14 protein-coding genes are annotated in these 17,183 nt (G+C 56.5%); 3 read left to right on the top strand and 11 right to left on the bottom strand.

Annotation, left to right across the window (positions count from 1 at the left end; all coding sequences use genetic code 11):
• Positions 1 to 677: 677 nt before the first annotated feature.
• Positions 678 to 1,154 carry a nucleoside deaminase gene (locus tag MUN86_RS08825; RefSeq protein ID WP_245124286.1) on the bottom strand — a complete coding sequence of 159 codons (477 nt, stop codon included), beginning with the start codon at positions 1,152 to 1,154 and terminating at the stop codon, positions 678 to 680.
• Positions 1,155 to 1,345: 191 nt separating this feature from the next.
• On the opposite strand from MUN86_RS08825, the gene MUN86_RS08830 reads away from it, so the two are divergent.
• From MUN86_RS08830 to MUN86_RS08840, 3 genes are read left to right on the top strand one after another with little or no spacing between them, the layout of a single operon-like run.
• The gene (locus MUN86_RS08830) at positions 1,346 to 1,867 is read left to right on the top strand and encodes a CHRD domain-containing protein (RefSeq protein WP_245124289.1); all 522 of its coding nucleotides are present in this window, start codon (positions 1,346 to 1,348) and stop codon (positions 1,865 to 1,867) included.
• The gene (locus tag MUN86_RS08835) at positions 1,834 to 2,565 is read left to right on the top strand and encodes a CHRD domain-containing protein (protein WP_245124292.1); all 732 of its coding nucleotides are present in this window, start codon (positions 1,834 to 1,836) and stop codon (positions 2,563 to 2,565) included. The genes MUN86_RS08830 and MUN86_RS08835 overlap by 34 nt, the downstream gene beginning before the upstream one ends.
• Positions 2,562 to 3,248 carry a CHRD domain-containing protein gene (locus tag MUN86_RS08840; RefSeq protein ID WP_245124295.1) on the top strand — a complete coding sequence of 229 codons (687 nt, stop codon included), beginning with the start codon at positions 2,562 to 2,564 and terminating at the stop codon, positions 3,246 to 3,248. The genes MUN86_RS08835 and MUN86_RS08840 overlap by 4 nt, the downstream gene beginning before the upstream one ends.
• A gap of 448 nt (positions 3,249 to 3,696) precedes the next feature.
• On the opposite strand, the gene MUN86_RS31140 is transcribed toward MUN86_RS08840, so the two are convergent.
• The 10 genes from MUN86_RS31140 to MUN86_RS08885 form a co-directional block, all read right to left on the bottom strand.
• Positions 3,697 to 4,287: a RagB/SusD family nutrient uptake outer membrane protein gene (locus tag MUN86_RS31140; protein ID WP_502592236.1), complete on the bottom strand. Its 591-nt coding sequence runs from the start codon at positions 4,285 to 4,287 to the stop codon at positions 3,697 to 3,699.
• Between the two features lie 86 nt (positions 4,288 to 4,373).
• Positions 4,374 to 5,483 carry a RagB/SusD family nutrient uptake outer membrane protein gene (locus MUN86_RS31145; protein ID WP_280640615.1) on the bottom strand — a complete coding sequence of 370 codons (1,110 nt, stop codon included), beginning with the start codon at positions 5,481 to 5,483 and terminating at the stop codon, positions 4,374 to 4,376.
• Positions 5,484 to 5,494: 11 nt separating this feature from the next.
• Positions 5,495 to 8,728 carry a SusC/RagA family TonB-linked outer membrane protein gene (locus MUN86_RS08850; protein ID WP_245124297.1) on the bottom strand — a complete coding sequence of 1,078 codons (3,234 nt, stop codon included), beginning with the start codon at positions 8,726 to 8,728 and terminating at the stop codon, positions 5,495 to 5,497.
• A 41-nt stretch (positions 8,729 to 8,769) separates the two neighbouring features.
• Entirely contained in the window at positions 8,770 to 9,441 is a 672-nt protein-coding gene (locus MUN86_RS08855) for a DUF3826 domain-containing protein (RefSeq protein WP_245124300.1), read from the bottom strand.
• A 266-nt stretch (positions 9,442 to 9,707) separates the two neighbouring features.
• The gene (locus MUN86_RS08860) at positions 9,708 to 10,610 is read right to left on the bottom strand and encodes a sugar phosphate isomerase/epimerase family protein (protein WP_245124302.1); all 903 of its coding nucleotides are present in this window, start codon (positions 10,608 to 10,610) and stop codon (positions 9,708 to 9,710) included.
• 15 nt (positions 10,611 to 10,625) lie between these two features.
• Positions 10,626 to 12,071 carry a sialate O-acetylesterase gene (locus MUN86_RS08865; RefSeq protein ID WP_245124305.1) on the bottom strand — a complete coding sequence of 482 codons (1,446 nt, stop codon included), beginning with the start codon at positions 12,069 to 12,071 and terminating at the stop codon, positions 10,626 to 10,628.
• Between the two features lie 2 nt (positions 12,072 to 12,073).
• Positions 12,074 to 13,651: a DUF6298 domain-containing protein gene (locus MUN86_RS08870; RefSeq protein WP_245124308.1), complete on the bottom strand. Its 1,578-nt coding sequence runs from the start codon at positions 13,649 to 13,651 to the stop codon at positions 12,074 to 12,076.
• Positions 13,652 to 13,704: 53 nt separating this feature from the next.
• Positions 13,705 to 14,364, bottom strand: a complete 660-nt coding sequence (locus MUN86_RS08875) for a DUF6298 domain-containing protein (RefSeq protein ID WP_245124311.1) — start codon at positions 14,362 to 14,364, stop codon at positions 13,705 to 13,707.
• Positions 14,265 to 15,287 carry a hypothetical protein gene (locus MUN86_RS08880; RefSeq protein ID WP_245124313.1) on the bottom strand — a complete coding sequence of 341 codons (1,023 nt, stop codon included), beginning with the start codon at positions 15,285 to 15,287 and terminating at the stop codon, positions 14,265 to 14,267. Before MUN86_RS08880 ends, MUN86_RS08875 begins: the two co-directional genes overlap by 100 nt.
• 84 nt (positions 15,288 to 15,371) lie before the next feature.
• Complete coding sequence (locus MUN86_RS08885; protein WP_245124316.1) at positions 15,372 to 17,009, bottom strand: pectate lyase family protein; 1,638 nt, start codon at positions 17,007 to 17,009, stop codon at positions 15,372 to 15,374.
• Positions 17,010 to 17,183: the final 174 nt, after the last annotated feature.

Consider the following 17,183-nt stretch of genomic DNA (forward strand, 5'->3'; position numbering starts at 1 on the left):
AGACTTGCCGTAAGAGAAAAACTCGAACGAAATGCTAAATCCTTGGGGAGCTGGGAAGGCACGTTGGTCGATGATAAAGCCCGACTGGTCGGCGGTTGCATCCGTTAGTCTAAGGAAGCCGTTCGTAGCTGTAGCAGTTGTTCCTGTTAGAGTGGCTGACTTAGGATTTCCCCCAATCTAAAATCATTAGGGTTGTTTGATGTAAACGCAGCGAATCTTGGAAATGTGTTTTGCGCTTGAGCTTGGGCATTTTGCTCTAAGCCAAACAACAACGCTGCCGGTAGTAAAATCTTACTAGAAGATCTCAGCCATATTCGCATCTGGCTGCATGGGAGGTAAAGTGTTTTCATTTAGTACAGATTGTGGTAGTTACTAAGTGGGGGGACGCTATCCAACATAATCAATCAACTTCTGCCCGATTACAGACCTTAACATGCTAGGTCTCAAAACAAATATAGTGGCCTTATTGAGCTCAAGCAATTGCACTTTGTTATTTATCTGTCAAGAATATTCAATTCTCTAAAAAAAGTTGATTAAACAAAAAAAGACAATAAATTAGTGCTATTTAATATGTCAAAACGCTCTGTTTTTATATATGAGTCATATAGATGCAAAACGCCTCGCATTAACAAACCGTGAGGCTAGCTAGTGCGAGGCGATAATAATTTGTATAATTCTTAGTATTTGTTTTTGTCTTCTTGGACTTCCCAAGCTCGGAAGCCAGCGCCTGCTTCGTCGCGCAGCAACTCAGTCATGGCAATGCGGCGTTGCTCGAGGGGTTTCTCTATCTCATCGTAGATAAACTGATCGTCGAAGCCGACGGCGGCAGCATCTTGTTTGGTGTTGCCATAGAACACGCGGCGCGGCCGAGCCCAATAAATAGCGCCTAAACACATAGGGCATGGCTCGCAGGAGGTATACAGGTCGCAGTCGTCGAGCTGGAAGCTGCCGAGCGCGGCACAGGCTTTCCGAATAGCATCAACTTCGGCGTGACAGGTTGGGTCGTTGGTGCTGGTAACTTGGTTGAAACCACGGGCAATGATGGCGCCATTCTTCACAATTACGGCTCCGAAAGGACCACCGTAGCCAGCCTGCATTTTCTCGATAGAAAGGCGAATGGCTTCGCGCATAAAGTCAGGGTTGGGTGCTTCCATGCTTCTAATGGAAATAGGGTGAGGGAAAAAGCCAATAGGCTGGAGCTGCAAAGTACGCTATGCGCGACGGAGCGATTCATAGCAGCGTAGAACACGTTAACATTATTATATACATATGTAGTAGAACAAATCTCGTCTGTGGCAGTACTACTGTGTAGTTTCATTTTCACCATATTCTTTTCTAACCTAGTATGGGACAAAAACTTACGCATCTGCTGACTGGCTTGTTGATCGTGCTGCTCAGCGTCAGCTCCCGAGCCGACCATTTACGGGCTCATTTGTTGCTAGGCTCTACTCTGGATGGAGCCCAGGAAGTGCCGGCCGTTACAACGGGCGCACGCGGGGCAGTCAGTTTCACGCTGAATGCTACACGGGATACACTATTTATCTCGGGCGCTTTTAGCGGCCTGAGCGGCCCCATTATTATGGCGCATACACACCTCGGCTTCCGCGGAGTAGCAGGCCCGGTTGTGACCGACTTATTTCGCTTTATTCGGGGCAACCGTATTCAAGGGTATCTGACTGGTGCGGACATCGACCGGGGCAAGTTGGACCGCTACTTGCGAGGCGGCTACTACCTGAACGTACACACCGCCGCCAACCCAGGGGGGAGATTCGAGGGCAGATTGAGCTGGAAAAGGACGAGGAATTTGTGGCTAGCCTTACAGGCACCCAAGAAGTGCCACCTGTTACTACCAATGCCTTGGGGCTAGGTACGTTCAACCTAACGCAAGCCCAGGATAAGCTCAAGTTTAGGGTAGTAGTAGCTGGCCTGAGTGGCCCTATCACAATGTCCCATTTTCACCAAGGCGCGCCTGGGGTAGCTGGCCCAGTGGTTCTGGATTTGATGCCTTATATCAGTGGCAACGTTATTGAGGGCGAAGTAACACCTACTCCCGCTATTGTTGCGGCTATGAAGGCTGGGCAGATCTACATCAATGTGCACACAGCCGCTAATCCCGGCGGTGAGATTCGGGGGCAACTATTTCAGGAGACCCGCTTCATCAGCCATGATGCCCGCCTTGATGCTGCTCAGTTGGTGCCGGCCGGTACCGCTACCGGCAAAGGTGTGGCCGTGCTACAGCTCAACAGCACATTTGATACTCTGCGTGTGCGAGTAGCGCATACCGGCCTGAGTGCAGCACCTACTACAATTAATGCATATGCTAAAGGAGTTGGGCAGGCTAACACACCAGCCGATCTAATAGCCAGCGTTAATTTAACAGGCGCTCCTTCTGTCTTCGGCGTAATATTTACTCCGCCGACGGGATCTTCTACTTTAGGTACAGAGTTAATTAATTTGTTTTTGACTGGAGGTGTAAATCTCGTTTTTACAACTGCGGCTAACCCAAATGGGGAGATACGGGGCAGGTATACCGGCTGGCACGTGAGGGCTATACCATTTCAATGAATGGCTCGCAGGAGCGGCCTACGCCCAATCCGAGTACTGCCTATGGTTCCGGCTTCGTGAGCATGGACCGTGACCAGAGCAACGTGCACTTCAGTTTGGCATGGGGTGGGCTCAGCGGGCCCGTTACGGGCGGGCACTTTCATAGCGGCCTTCGTAACCAAGCAGGCCCGGTAATATTCGATCTGAGCCCTTTCTACACTCCGAGTGGCAACACAGCTATTTCGGCCCAAGGTTTCTGGCAGCCTACCGGCAACGTTGCGCCCAATGCTACAGCCAACTTCACGGCTCGGAGAGCCCTGCAATTCCGCCGCGACAGTATCTATGCCAACATCCACACGGCTATGTACCCTAACGGTGAAATTCGGGGCCAGGTATTGCGCGGAGCCCGCGACCTGAGCGTTGTGCTTAGCAATCAACCGGCCGCTCTCGTGGCCGAAACGTTTGGCTACTATCCCAATCCTTTCAAGGAAACCATTACTCTTTCTTTCGAGTCGCGGGCTACTGGTGTTGCAACCGTGAAAGTGGCTGACTTGCTAGGCCGAACCGTGGCTACCAAGCCTGTCCAAGTGCGGGTGGGTGCCAACCAACCGCAGCTCGATTTGCCCGGTATAGCCCCTGGTGTGTACCTAATTACGGTTGACGTAGCTGGCTCTCGCATCGTGAGCCGGGTAGTGAAAGAATAACTTGGAAAGAGTTTCGGTAGTAATCTTCTTTTCAACAAAAAATAGTCTCTTGTACTCACTGCAGGAGACTATTTTTTTGTTGAAAAAAGGTGAGGTAACGCTATCTGAGTAAATATTTTCAGTGGTTTGGCCTGATAGTTGTGAGTGATTTTATCAGAAAGATTATTTTTTAGGTGTTTTGGTTGTGGAAGAGGGACTGGCCGTTGGCTGGTCCTTCTTTGTTTTTACAAATAATGGTTCTCCAAGAAAGTAGATCGGAGGGAGAGCAGAGGCTCGAAATAGAGTGGCAGATGTTGCCTCTGCCTACTGATAAGGGCCTGATAACAAACGAAGATTGAGTAGTAAATCTAAAGTGCTTACGTTCAAGAATTGCATTTAAAGTAAACGGCCCGGAAACATTCGATTCCGGGCCGTTTGTGCTCTCATACTACTAATATAGTGTAGGGGGTTATTGCAGCGGGTCGAAGGCGCCACCCCAGGTATTGTTCTGGATTAGCTGCGGGTTGTTGTCGATAGACTGCTGCGGGATGGCGAAGAAGTAGTAAGGGGACTTCCAGTTGATGGCGTAGCGGGTGTCTAGTACTCTGGGAGCAAGAGTGAAATAGTTGGTATACACTTGGTCGATATCGAGATTGTCGCGGGTGGTGGCGAAATCGGCAGGCACACCAGTGGTTTTCAGTGTGATGATAAGGGCTTCACGGCGTTTGCCATTGAGGCTTTCCACCTTTTTCCAACGACGCAGGTCCCAGAAGCGCTTACCTTCGAAAGCCAACTCTATTTGCCGCTCATATAAGATGGCATCAAACATCTGCGCCCGGTTCATATTCGCTTGCAGGCCGTAATTACCATCGGTACCGGCTTCAATGCCTGCCCGCTGCCGAATGGCTTTGAGTTGCGTGTACGCCTCGGCGATATTATTGACACCACAGGCCGCTTCGGCCAAGTTGAGCAGCACTTCCGCATAGCGAAGCTCGATCCAGTCGGTGCCAGCGTATTGTACATCGTTGACGCCTAGTCTCGGGTCAATGGCTTTGCGCAAGTAGAAGCCGGTGTTGGTGGCGCCCGATGGCTCTACGCTGGTAGTGCCTCGGAGGTAGGTCCAGATCTTATAGTTGGTGTTGCCGTTCAGGGGCCAATTCGCCCGTTGTAGGCAATGGTTTTATTGAACCGCGGGTCCCGGTTTTTGTAGAACAACTGCTGGCTGTACGGGTACTTGGTTGATTCGCCCCGCTTTTTGCCGTCGAGCATGGGGAAGGCTTGCACCAAATCCCAAGTGGGCCGGTTGGAACCGCCTCTGGTACCGGTATAAGAAGGCCGGGTACCATTGTCGTACTCGTTGCTCTTCTTGTTTTGGGTGCCAAGGGCGGTGTTGTAGCTGGTTACCAGCACGGCCTCCGGGTTGTTTTGTTCTTCAAACCACAATTGGTCGAAAGAGGTGTGGAGACGGAAGCCATTGGCGGTTAGCAGCGTCCGAGCCTGCTGGCTGGCGGCGAAAGCCTTTTGCCACCTGGTTGCTTCATCGGAAGGGTTGAACTGCGGGCTGGCGGCGTAGAGCAGTACCCGCGCCTTAAAGGCCGCGGCGGCTCCGCTCGTAATGCGGCCCCAGGTGCCAGTGGCCGTCCACTTACCGGGCAGATACGCAATGGCTGAATCCAGGTCGGCGGTGATTTGGTTGAAGCACTCGGTGGTGGAATTACGCGGCAGATACGCTTCGTTGCGTGCTTCTTCGCCTACAGCTTGTAGCGGAGTGAGTACCAACGGTACGCCGCCGTACACTCGTACCAAGTCGAAATAGCGGTAAGCACGGAAGAAAAGCGCTTCTCCTTTAAGCTGATTACGGGGCTGGGCGGAAATCGGTGACCGTTCGAGGCCCCGGATGAACGTGTTGATAGTGCGGATCTTACCGTAGTTGGTGGTAGCACCTATGGCAGTACCAATATCCGTTACGTCGTTTTGGACGATAGTCCCCTCGAAGTACTTGCTTTCTCCATACGATTCCTCCGACAAGATGCTGGGGTTGGTGGCCCCAATACCAATGCTGGTTTGGCCAAACCAGTTCGGTAGGTTTTGGTCGTAGATGTAGCTCAGGTTGAGGAACGCCAGTTGCTCGTTCTGGAAAACCAGGTCTTCGTTGGCGGTGGTGAGGTCAATTTTGTCGAGGGTATCCTTGCAGCCTGCCATGGTCAGCACGGAAGCCGAAAAAGCCAATAGGGTAGCTATGCGAGTGATTTTCATGAGTTCAGTGATTAGAAGCCAACATTCAAACCCAGCGACAGTGACCGAAGCGTCGGGTACACATCGTAGGCGCCCCCATACGTTTTGTAGCTGTAGGGATTGTAGAAGTTGATCGGGTTGACTGCTACGAAGTAGACTTTCACGCTGCTGATGTTGGCGCGGCTCACGAAGGCGGAGGGCAAGGAGTAGGAAATGGTGGCGTTGCGCATGTTGGCCGACAGCGAGTTTCTGTACCAGAAGGCCGAATTGCGGTCGTAGCTGTTGCTGGTGTAGGGCGCTGGAAAGGCGGCGGTGGAGTTGTCAGAAGTCCAGTGGTCGGCCCAGAACTCCGGGCGATTTGAAGTGGCCGTAGCTACTTTGCGCGCCGGACCTTCCACTAAGGCTTGGCCCCCAAACGACATGCCCATGGTCAGCTGAATAGTCAGGCCTTTATAGCTGATGCTCGGGTTGAGGCCGACACCGTAGTGGTTGTTGGCTTTCCTATTCAAGTACGTTTCATCGTCCTCGGTAATCTTGCCATCGGGCGCGGTGTAGTTGCCTGACGCATCCTTGGGGCCCCGAACGTCCTCGTAATACAGCATCCCTGGCTTAGGCGCGTCGCCGAACAGGGTGTACTTGCTGTTGCCTTCTATGGCCAGCCAGTTGTCTACATCTTCCTGGGTGCGGAACATGCCTAGGTACTTGTAGCCCGCTACGCCCGGGTCGCTCGAGCGGCCAGTGGGGTCGTTCCACTGCCCAATCTTACCCCGCTCCACGTCCATCCGAATCTGCTTGTCGTCGTTCCAAGAAAGAAACGTATTCACTTGGTACGAGAGGTCGTTGTTGATTTTGTCGCCGTAGCCTACCGATAGTTCATAGCCGAAGCCATTCACGCTGGCATAATTTTCCGAAGGCAGCGCCGCACCAATCACTACCGGCGCGGAGGCCCTGATTTCGGTGAGCATATTGTAGCGGTGGTCGTAGAAGCCGTCCACGCTAAATGAGAGGCGGTTATTCAGCAAACGAGCGTCGATACCCACGTTATACTTCTCGTTGTTGTCCCAGCGTGCCCGGCGGTTCGCCAGCGCGTTGTTGGGCGTTGCGGTTTGGGTCCGGTCGCCATTGCCGCCGAATACCGCGCCTTTGCCAATCTGGAACTGGTAATTTTCCTGCCAGTTGTAGGGTTTGGTGGCATCTCCCCCGAGCAGGCCCACTGAGCCACGGATTTTCAGGAAGTTGACGGTGTTGCCTTTCGGGAAGAAGTTTTCTTCGGAAAGCACCCAGCCCGCCGACAACGATGGGAACAAACCCCAGCGGTATTCAGGGGCAAAGTTGGTGGAGCCGTCGTAGCGCAGGGCTAGCTCGGCAAAGTACTTGTTGGCGAAGTTGTAGTTGATCCGGCCGGCGTAGGAAAGGATGCCCGATTCTCTTTCCGTTTCCTCGACCACCAGATCACCCGTTGCAAAGCGGATGTTGTCGAGCCCACCCGGAATGATACCCGTCTTGGAGCTTTTGGCTTCGTCGTAGTGCGTTTCAGCTTGTTCGAAGAAAGCCAACGCCGACACGTGGTGCCGACCAAACTGCTGATCGTAGTTCAAATACCCGTTGAACTGGTATGAATCCGTATAAGTCGGGGTTAACAGAATGATGTCCCCGTTTCGGACGTTACGCTGTTGCACCACATCACCTCCCGGAATGTGCCGATGCTCGCCTTGGCCCCTGTATTCGGTTACTAAGTAGCTAGTGCCGAAATTCTTGCCGAAGTTGTTGTCGAGGATGCGGCTATAGAGCACCCGGGCCTTCAGGCCTTTCAGAAAAGGAAGTTCGTAGTCAACGTTGGCCGTCAGGTTCAGGCCGGTATTGCGTTGCGAAGCATAGTTGCCCGACTTCTGCACCTCAAAGAAGTGCGTAGCATCGATGGTATTTGAGTTGCTATTTCCGGGCGTGGTGTAGGCCGGGTTGCCATCCACATAAAAAGCTTGATACTGGGGCGTCCAGAGCAACGACCTCATGTCGTTGTCTGGGCTCTCCGAGCCCTGCTTGAAGTAGTACGTGCTCCGCTTGAATATGTCGCCGCTCAGCGAGAGACCCGCCTTCAGGCCAGTAGCTACGGTCACGTCGGTGCTGGCCCGGAACGTCCACTTGTCGGAGTTGATGTTGTCGAAGTTGCCGTTCTGCTTGTTGTACGTCACGCTGGCGAAGTACGTAGCCCGGTCGCTGCCGCCACTTACGTTCAGCGCGTTGCGCGTAACGATAGATGGTTTCCACGCTTCCTTCAGCCAATTGGTGCCATTGTTGGCGAAGTATTCCAGCTCATCGGGCGTATAAATGGCATTGTCGGTGGCGGGGAGGCCCCGGTAAAAATTATAGTCGTTAAGGTAAGTGGCTTGCTCTAAGCCGCTCATCATACCTGGCAGACGCACCGCATCCGACATGCCCACCGAGCCGCTGTAGGAGAACTTGGCCGGGCCTGCTTTGCCCCGCTTGGTGGCTACCACCACCACGCCCTGGTTGGAGCGGGCACCGTAGATAGCGGCGGCGGCATCCTTCAGCACCGAAATGGCTTCTACCTCCGACTGATCGAGCAGGTTGAAGTCTTCCTCACTGCGGACCACGTTGTCAATCACGAAGAGTGGCCGAAGCGTACCACCATCTTTGGAGAGGTTCACAGGGTTACGGACCGTAATCTGGCCTTTCTCGCCGGGGCGGGCCGTGCCGCCGCTCACGCCTACGCCCGGCTGTTGTCCCGCTATGGCCGTGGAAAGGCTACCGACCGGCAACTCTTCAATGGCCTTCATGTCCACGGTAGCCACCGCGCCGGTCAGGCTCACTCTGGACTGCGTACCGTAGCCCACTACCACCACTTCGTCGAGGGCCGCCGCGTCGTCCACTAGCACAATGTCGAGTGAAGTGCGGCCGTCCACCCGTATTTCCTGCTTTTTGAAGCCGATAGAGCTGAAAACCAGCGTTTCGTTACCGTTGGGCACGTTGAGGCGGAATACACCCTTCGCATCGGTGGCGGTGCCGGTGGTAGTCCCTTTTATCACCACGCTCACGCCCGGAATGCCTTCGCCTTTGGCATCGCGCACCGTGCCGGTGAGGTTCATGAAGGCCTCGGAAGCGGCGGGGTGTGGAGCACTCGTAGCAGTACTAGTCGTGGCACTAGCTACGCCGGCACTCAGTAAAAAACCAGCTAATAAGGCGTAAGCCGCTTGCTGACTAGGGCTAAGCGGGCGGGTGGGAAGTTGGGGTACGAAACGGGTCATAGCAGCTGATTTATGAGAAACACATGCTCTGGAATGCTTGCTTACTTGCTGCCCTCGGCCGCACGGCGGGCTTGCCAGTCTTTGCCGGCCTGGTTCATGTCGATGCCCGCGGCCGACAGGTAGTTGTTGATTTTGCCTTTGTATTTGCCGAACCACGCGTGTTTCTTCTCCGACGTGCTGGCGTCCATGGCGTGCTCGCGGGCTTCGAGGAGCCACGCCAGCATCTGAGCTTTTTGGGCTTCGGTCAGGTTGGGCAGCATCTCGTTGTAAGCGCGCATGGTGTTGGGCGCCACGTTGTAGGTCATGCCGTCTTTCACCTGTTCGATTTGGGCGGTTGTCAGGTGGCGGCCAAGCTTCTTCAGGTATTGCGCGTGCAGCTTGTCTAGCGCGGCGGTGGTTTCGGTTTCCACCTTGGCTGCTTCCACTTTGGTGGTCTCGTCTTGGGGCTTGGCTTTGAGGGCGGCCAGCTGCGTTTTCTGCTTTTCATGGATGTCATTGAGCTGCCGGTATTGGTTGGCAATGACATCCCGCACTTGCACGGAAGTTTTCGGGTTCAACTCACCGAGGGTAGCTACAATCTTGCTGGCTCGCTCGGTGATGGTCCGGGTATAAGCGGCTTCCTTGGTTTCGGCCGGCGGGGCTGTCTGCGCCGAAGCAAAACAAGCGCTGGATAAGAAGCCGGCCAGTAGTAGACTGCTTAATGAATTCTTCATAATGACGTGTAACTTCAGTGCAGCAGCAAGTTACATGTACAGTAGGGGGGCTATATACAGGTTTTAGCCAACTTGTTGTAGGATATTAGCATATACGATACGGGTATTTTACAACTATCAGGCAATCGAATACGTAAAGCCTCGCCGCTCTACCTTTTAGCCTGATAAGAAAGAAGGCAAAGGCCTAGAAATCAGACGTTGCAGCCAAAGAACAACCTGTTTATTCTGCTATTTGCTCGGGCATTCAGATAAGTAAAGCAGCCAACTTAACCGGCCTGGAAAATAGACTTCAGATAGGTGGTGTTCGCCCCGAAGTTCTTCTTCACGTTGCGGGCGTCGTTGGCATCGCGCGAGCGTTCAATCACCAGCCAGCCTTCCCAATTCATTTCGGCCAGGGTCTGCTTGACGCGTTTCATGTCGAGCCGGGTGTTGTTTTGCAGCCACACGCCATCCTCGTCGGTGCAGTGTAGTTGGCAGATGCGCTTGCGGCCCAAGATTTTAAGCTCTTGGTGTAAGTCGCGCCCTTCCTTGAGCGGGTTCGAGAAGTTGAAGTAGATCTGGATGTGCTTGGAGTTGATTTCGCGGAGCAATTCCACTTCGCCCGTGGCATCGAGCGCCGTTTCGATGCCCACCACGACGCCCGCTTTCTGCGCCATGCGACCCACTACTTTCAGCCGCTCCACAATGACTGGGCGCAGTTCGGGGTTCTTCACCAAGTCGCCCTGCGTGCCGAGGGGCAGAAACGCTACCTTCACGTTCATGGCCTTCATCGTGTCGAGGCAGTCTTGCACCATGCGCTGGTAAGTGGGGCGCGTGGCAAACGATTGGGCGTAGAAGCCCGTCATGGCCAACGAGCAAATCTCTAGGTTCAACTCGCGCGCTTTGTCGAGGAACTGCTGTCGGATTTCTGGCTTAGCGAGTTGGCTGTCAAAGGTTTCGCGCTGGCCGAGGCCGCCCATGTCCACTTCCACGCCATCGGCCCCGATGTCTTTGGTGAGTTGCAAGGCGCCTAGTTTCTGCCGCTTGAGAATCATCAAGTCAACCACGGCAATCTTGTAGGACAGCTTCTTGCTCCGGGCCACTGCCCCCGACCATGGCAGGAATAGCTTCGCGGTTAGCAAGGCGCTTGCTGTAAGAAACGCACGACGGGTAAGTTCGTTTTGGGGCATAACCTGCGCGGTTAGTTAGTGAACACTGACCTTAACTTCGGGCTTGTCGGTGCGGAACGGCCGGGCTGGTAGCCCCGAACTGGAAAACAGATTCGGCTGTGCGGCTTCGTGCCAGCCGAAGCGCACCGCTTTGGGCTCGGTTACGCCAGGGGCGGAAACCAGCACGATTTTGCCTTTGATGCGCGCTTGGGCCGGCACGAACACCCCATTGGCTCCGGCCACCTGGAAATCAGTAAGCGGATTGTTGTCCTTGCTAATCAGGCGAGCCCCGAGCGGCTTGAACGAGATAGTTGCCACCTTGCCTTTCAGTGTCAGGCCGTTGAATACCGGCCCCGCTGCTTCCACATCTTTCCGGGCATAGGTGGAAGCTAGGGCCACTAAGGCCAATCGCCGCCCAATTTCCCACTTGAACGGCGGGTGAATGTCGTCGAGCTTGGTAGCCAGGTCGGTGGTGACGATCATGCCCGTGTGCGGCAGTTGCAGTACGGCTTCCTGCGCCTCACGGAATTTAGGCAGTGTTTCGCGGTTGAGAGGAACTTTGGTGTCCTTGGACTCCGAGTACTTGAAGGGGGCTAGTTGCACGTAATAGAAGGGCAGGGCCGAATCTTGCCAGGCCGCACGCCAGCTTTCGATTAGCGTCTTCATTTTGTGGGTGTAGGTGCTGGTTTCGGCCAGAAAGCAGTTGCTTTCGCCCTGGTACCACAAAAAGCCGCGCACCGCAAACGGCACTAAGGGTCGTATCATGGGCTCGTAGAACTTGCCAGGGTCACCGTCCACTTTTTGGGTGGCGTAGTACGAATCCTGTTGGAAGGCCGCTTCCGCAATCCAGGGCTCGATGCGGCTGCCCGGTACGGCCGAGGAAATAACACCAATCGGTACGTTCAAGCGCTGGTTCAGCTCTTTGGCGAAGAAATAAGCCGGCGCCGAAAACGACCGTAGAGCCGAATCCTGCGCGATGCTCCAGCCGCGGTGCAACGAGTCGGGCTTCACTAGCTCCTTGCGGTTCACCAGAAAAATGCGAATCAGGGGGTTGTGAGCGCGCTCCAACTCCGTCAGCGGACTAGCATTCTCAGTAGCCGGAATCGTCGCCTTGCTGTTCTTGCGCATGGTGTACTCCATGTTCGACTGTCCCGAAGCCAGCCACACTTCGCCCACCAGCACATTGCGCAGCCGAATAGTATTGCGGCCGCTAATTACCAGCTCTGCGGGGGTGCTGGAAGTCGCCAGAGGTTGCAACAGTACCTGCCAGCGTCCGGCTGCATCGGCCACGGTACTTACCTGTTGGCCGGCAAACTGCACCGCAACCGTTTCGCCGGGCGCGGCCTGGCCCCAAATCGGGAGGGGCTTGTTGCGTTGCAGTACCATATTGTGGGCCAGCACCCGCGGCAAGACCACGTTGGCTTGCGCTGGCGTAACCCAACTAAGCACCAACAGCAACACCCCAAGTACTTGGTTTTTCATAGCTATTTCTTGTGGAGCCACACCACTTCGGCGCCGACGGGTTGCTTGGTTAGGGTAATGCGCTGACCTCCTTTCACGGTTTCAGAGGCAGTAGAAAGCTTACCCGTTTTCGGGTCGATGTGTCGGACCACGAACGTGCCTTTCAAAGTGGACAAATCAAGCTCGACCGGCGTTGCACTTTCGCGGTACACCAAAAAGCCGGTTTTATTGTCGCTCATCAGCCACTGGCCGGCCGGCTGGCCGCTTAGCTCTACGGGTGCCATGCCGGCTACGGCCGCCGCAAAGCGCGCATCCGAAACTTGCGGCACCGAGGCCAACGACCCACCCGCGAGCAGCACCGCCCACCCGAATGCATCATAGCTGTCGGCGGAGTAGAGCACGGCTTTGTCGGGGAATTGCTTGCGGTATTCGAGCACGGCCCGATACACTTGCGCGAACGAGCTGCGCTTGGGCTTAAGCAACCGGGCGTGCTGACGCGGCGCCAGATTCTGGCCGCCTGCTGGCGCGTACGTGGTGCCGTCGGCCTGGTAGTGCCAGTAGTTGATATCGATGACGTCAACCACGGCGGCCCGGGCGGGATCGGCCAGAATGGCGTCTTGCACGTCTTTGGTGGTACTCAGGGCAATGGTGGCCGCTTGGCCGGTTTCCGTTTCCCACTCTTTGATAGTATCCAGCCAGAACTGCATGAACGCCAGCGGACCCGTAAACTCGGCCCCAATCAAGTGAATCACGCCGGACTTGCCCACGAAGTTGTTGAGGCACTGCCGAATGTAGGCCCGGTGCAAGGGCCGCCGCGTGGCATCCGTCACGTCGTAGAACTGCTCGGCCATGAAGATGCGCTTGTCGCCGGCGTAGGGGGCTGGTTCGGGGAAGCCGGTGTTGTTGATGTTGTTGACGGGCCGCCACGGAAAGTCGGCGTAGTGGGCGCCGGCTTCGATGATGTTGTGCTGGAAATAGTGCTGATTGAGCAGCACGAGGCCTTTTTGATCGGCTAGGTCGGCAAACTCGGCCAGGCGGCACCAATACCAACGGTTGTACTTGGTAAGGTCGTAGCGACTGAGGCCGTCCCAGGCGGTACCGGTGCCGCTACGGGCGAAGGGCAATTCGTAAAACGGGGGCCATACCTCGCCATCCATGCGCTTTACCCGCTCGTGGTCGTCGCGGCGGCGCTCGTACCACAGGCCGTAGTTGTGCGCCAAAGCCACCACGTTGGCGGCCCGCATGGAATCCGTCAGTTCGGGTAGGTCGTCGGTGAGGCCGCGGCCAGTCATGCCTGGCACGAAGCGGGTGATGTGCGGCTTGGGGTTGCGCAGCCCGTAGGGCCGGGCGCTGCCATTCCACCACGGCACTTCCTGCCGCCGACCCGTCACGAGGGCGTTGCCGCGCACTACCACGCCGCGCTCCACGTGCAGCGGCGCCGCGTACGCAGGCTTGGCTACCGGCTTCACCTTCAGCTTGTCGATGGTGGGAGCCGTGGTTTGGGTGGGGATGGGCTGCCGGCTCGGCGCGGCCTGAAGGAAGGTTAGCACGGTAGGGGCAGCCTCCGTCGACAGTTTGGTTAGCTCCTGCGCCACGGCCACGGGTGGGCTGCTGGAGGCTTCGGTGGATATCGGCAGCAGAATAGCGCGGCTGGCTACGGTGGCCCGAGGCGGTCTTGCAACTGCGCGTAGTACAAGCTGCGGGGTTTGATGTGCTCGTTTGATTGCTCCCAATGCCCGTTGCCGGCAAACTGCGCCCACGTGCCAAAGGCCCAATTTTGCGCCGTGGGCGGCTGGTAGCAATCCACGCGGGCGGCGGTGCACTGCCAAAACACGCTGTTGGCGGCGGCCCAACCGGCTCCCTGTCCGTCTTGCTCCCGATTGCCGAAGCGCAGCGCCTGGCCGTATTCCTTCACGATGTCAAACAGAGTGCCCGCGGCCCAGCTATCAATGCTGCCGCTGAAGCTGTAGGCATCCTCGGCCTCGCACTGCACAAAAGCATTGGGGCCAGCCGCGCAGTAGCCCACCGCAAAATCGTGGTAGCCAGATTGGGCGTACAGCCGCTGAAACAGCGTTTGCTGGCCCTTGGTCATAAACGTATTGCGTCGCTCGCCCCCGATTTCCGACACGGGTTCGGTGGAAATGCAGTCTTCTACGGTAAGGCGGCGGACGGTTTCTTGGGCTAGCACCGCCGAGCCGGCGAAGCGCCGAAACGCTACCTGCCGCACCCACGCATCTTGCACGTTGTCCAGCACCACGGCCATCCAGCGGTGGTCTTCGTCTTTCGGGTTGCTGGCGTCCGCCGATGATTCCAAGCGTAAATTTTCGACGCCCACTTGCGTGAGCAGCCCCGGCCAGGTAGCGCGGGCCACGGTGCCGCCGCCGTAGGTTTTGTCGAGGGCGGTGGTGATGGGCGCATCCAGCGTGAGGCTGGCGGCCTCAATGGCCACCACCTGCCGGTCCCAGAACAAGTCGCGCTGGCCGGGTTTCCAGCCCAGCGCTGACTCGCCGCCCCGAAGGATTGGGTGCCGAGCTTCTCGATCCAGGCCGCCGTGGAAGGCCGCTGCACCCGCACCCGGTCGCCCACTTTGAAAGCGCTAGGAGTAACTACTCGCATCGTGCGGGCATTGACGGGCACGTAAGCATCGGTAATGGCCTGAGCGGCTTCTAGCTTCCGGTCGTTGCGGCCAGCTATCGTTATCAAGTTGTCGCGCGAGTAGCCAGTGCCGACCACGGTGGTGCCTTCTTCGCCCATGCCGCTGCCTCGCAACACCACGCCCGAGGCCCGAATCAGCAACCGTCCTGCTACCTCGTGCTTGCCTTTACCCAGCAATACCGCCCCCCTAAAGCCGTCCTTGCCCAGCGGCAGCCCCGATACGTAGTCCAGTGCTGCTTGAATCCGGGCCGTGGCATCTCCCGCTTGCACCGGCACTACCACCCGGATAACCACCATCGGAATGCCTTGCTCGCCGGCCTGGTAGCCGCAGTAGGAAAAGTCGGGTACTCGGTTGCCCAACGAGTCCGACGCGTATACCAACTTGCCGTCTTTATCGGTGGCAATAGGGGGTGGGGGCACCGGCTTTTTAGGCGGTTTGCCGCCTTGCGCCAACGCCGGAGCAGCGCTGGTAGCTAACAGAAAGAGTAGAGTAGAGAGGAAGCGTGGTAGGGGCACGGTGCGCAACGAGGTGGCGTTGGAGGAAATGCAAATGAATGGCAACGCTGCAACCAGAATTGTCAAAAGAAGCTAGAACGCTAGCTTCCCTCTCATCTGAGGGGAGCTTGATCTTTAACTTCTAAGCATAAAACTAGCTAATAGGCTGCGCTACGACGGCCTTACTTCTTTCACGGGCACCACGCTGTTCAGGTACACTTCGATGTTGGTGTAGCCGTCTTTGCCGCGCACCTGGCTGGCGTCGTTGGCGTCGTTGGGGTTCAGCTTGTTTTTCTTTTCGTAGGCGTCGGGCATGCCGTCCTTGTCGGTGTCTAGGTAGGGCTGGCCGGCATAGGTGGGATAGCCGCCCACCTGGTTGATGTCGGTGATGATGCCCTGCTTATAAGAATCGATGGGAAGACGGCGGTGCTTGAATTGCGTTTCGGGCAGCGGCACTCCTTCTATGTACTCGATTTTACCGGTGCGCACCTGTTTCACGATGCGTGTATCCACAGGGTCGCGCTTGGGCAGGGTGGCGCCGGCGTTTTCCAGCACGTATTGGTAGGCCTTTTCGGTGGGCATGATGGTGATGTCGGGCATGGGCAGGGGCGAATTCACGCGCATGTCGGCGGTGTACTTGCCGGCGTCGGCCAGTTCTTCCACCTGCACGCCGCCGTTCCAGTTGTCCTTGGTTACTTTCTCGTTGCCTTCCATGATGTTGCCGTTCACGTAGGCGCGGCCGTACACCTGGTACTTCAGCTTGCTGCGGCCCGATTCAGGCTTCAAAATCCGGTGGCCGACCGGCGAATCTTTCGGCGTGAGCGGGCCAGGCTTGTAGTAGTTGTTGATGATGTTGTACATGGCCCGGTAGTCGCCGCCGTCGGTGGAGCGGTGCACCCAGTTGAACATCACGTTGTTGGCGAAGTTGAAAATGCCGTTCCAGCCGATGGACGGGTTCCGGCCGGCGTTGTCGGCCCACAGGTTGCGCATGAACGTGCAGTTCTCGCCCCCGAGCGTGCTGCCAAACGCGTGGTTCCAAGTGTCCAGCGACTCCGAGAAGATAGAGTTCTGAATGGTGATGTTCACGGTGCCCAACTTCTGCTCCGGAATGCCGGTGCTGTCGTTGTACATGTGGCGGTACATCGACATGTTCTCGTCCAAGCCCCAGCTGGCCGATACGTGGTCTATCATGATGTTGCCCACCGGGTTGCCCCCGATGGCATCGTCGCGGCGGCCCACGTTGGTTTCGCCGCGGCGGAAACGCATGTACCGGATAATCACGTCGTGGGTGTTCAGCCACACCGATTCGCCGGCCACGCACACCCCGTCGCCGGGCGCGGTTTGGCCCGCAATGGTGATGTAGGGCGCGCGGATGATGAGCGGGCTTTTCAAGCGAATAATGCCGGCCACGTTGAACACCACAATGCGGGCGCCGCCTTGCTCGCAGGCCTCGCGCAGCGTGCCGGGGCCGCTGTCGGCTAGGCTGGTCACCACGTACACCTTGCCGCCGCGTCCCCCGAAGGCGTGCGCCCCACCACCTTCAGCTCCCGGAAATGCCGGCAGTGGCGACTGCGGCAAATCAATCGGGCGGGCGGCCCAGGGAATGTAGGGCTTGCCGTTTTGGGCGTCGCGCTGGATGATGGGGTAGGCCTTGGCCCAGGCAAGGTCTGATTGCCGCTGGGCCTCTTTCATCATGTCGTTGGTAGCTTTCTGCACATCAGCCGGAATCTGCGGATACTGCGCCAGAGCGGCCTGTTGCGTGGCGAGGGAGACTGCCAAACCGAGAAGAGGACGAGCGAATTTTTTCATGAGCTGGGTAGGAGTTAAACCGCAGCTAAATAACAAGACAAAAAGAGCCGCTACCTATACCATTTTTTCGACCCTGTGTAGGATGTTATCATTCACTACAATAGCGGCTGGAGCAGGCGGACTTTCATTCGAAATACCCGGGTTATGCGCGTTAGTTGCCGCAGCAAGTGACGC

This window comes from Hymenobacter volaticus (assembly GCF_022921055.1).
GTDB classification, from domain to species: domain Bacteria; phylum Bacteroidota; class Bacteroidia; order Cytophagales; family Hymenobacteraceae; genus Hymenobacter; species Hymenobacter volaticus.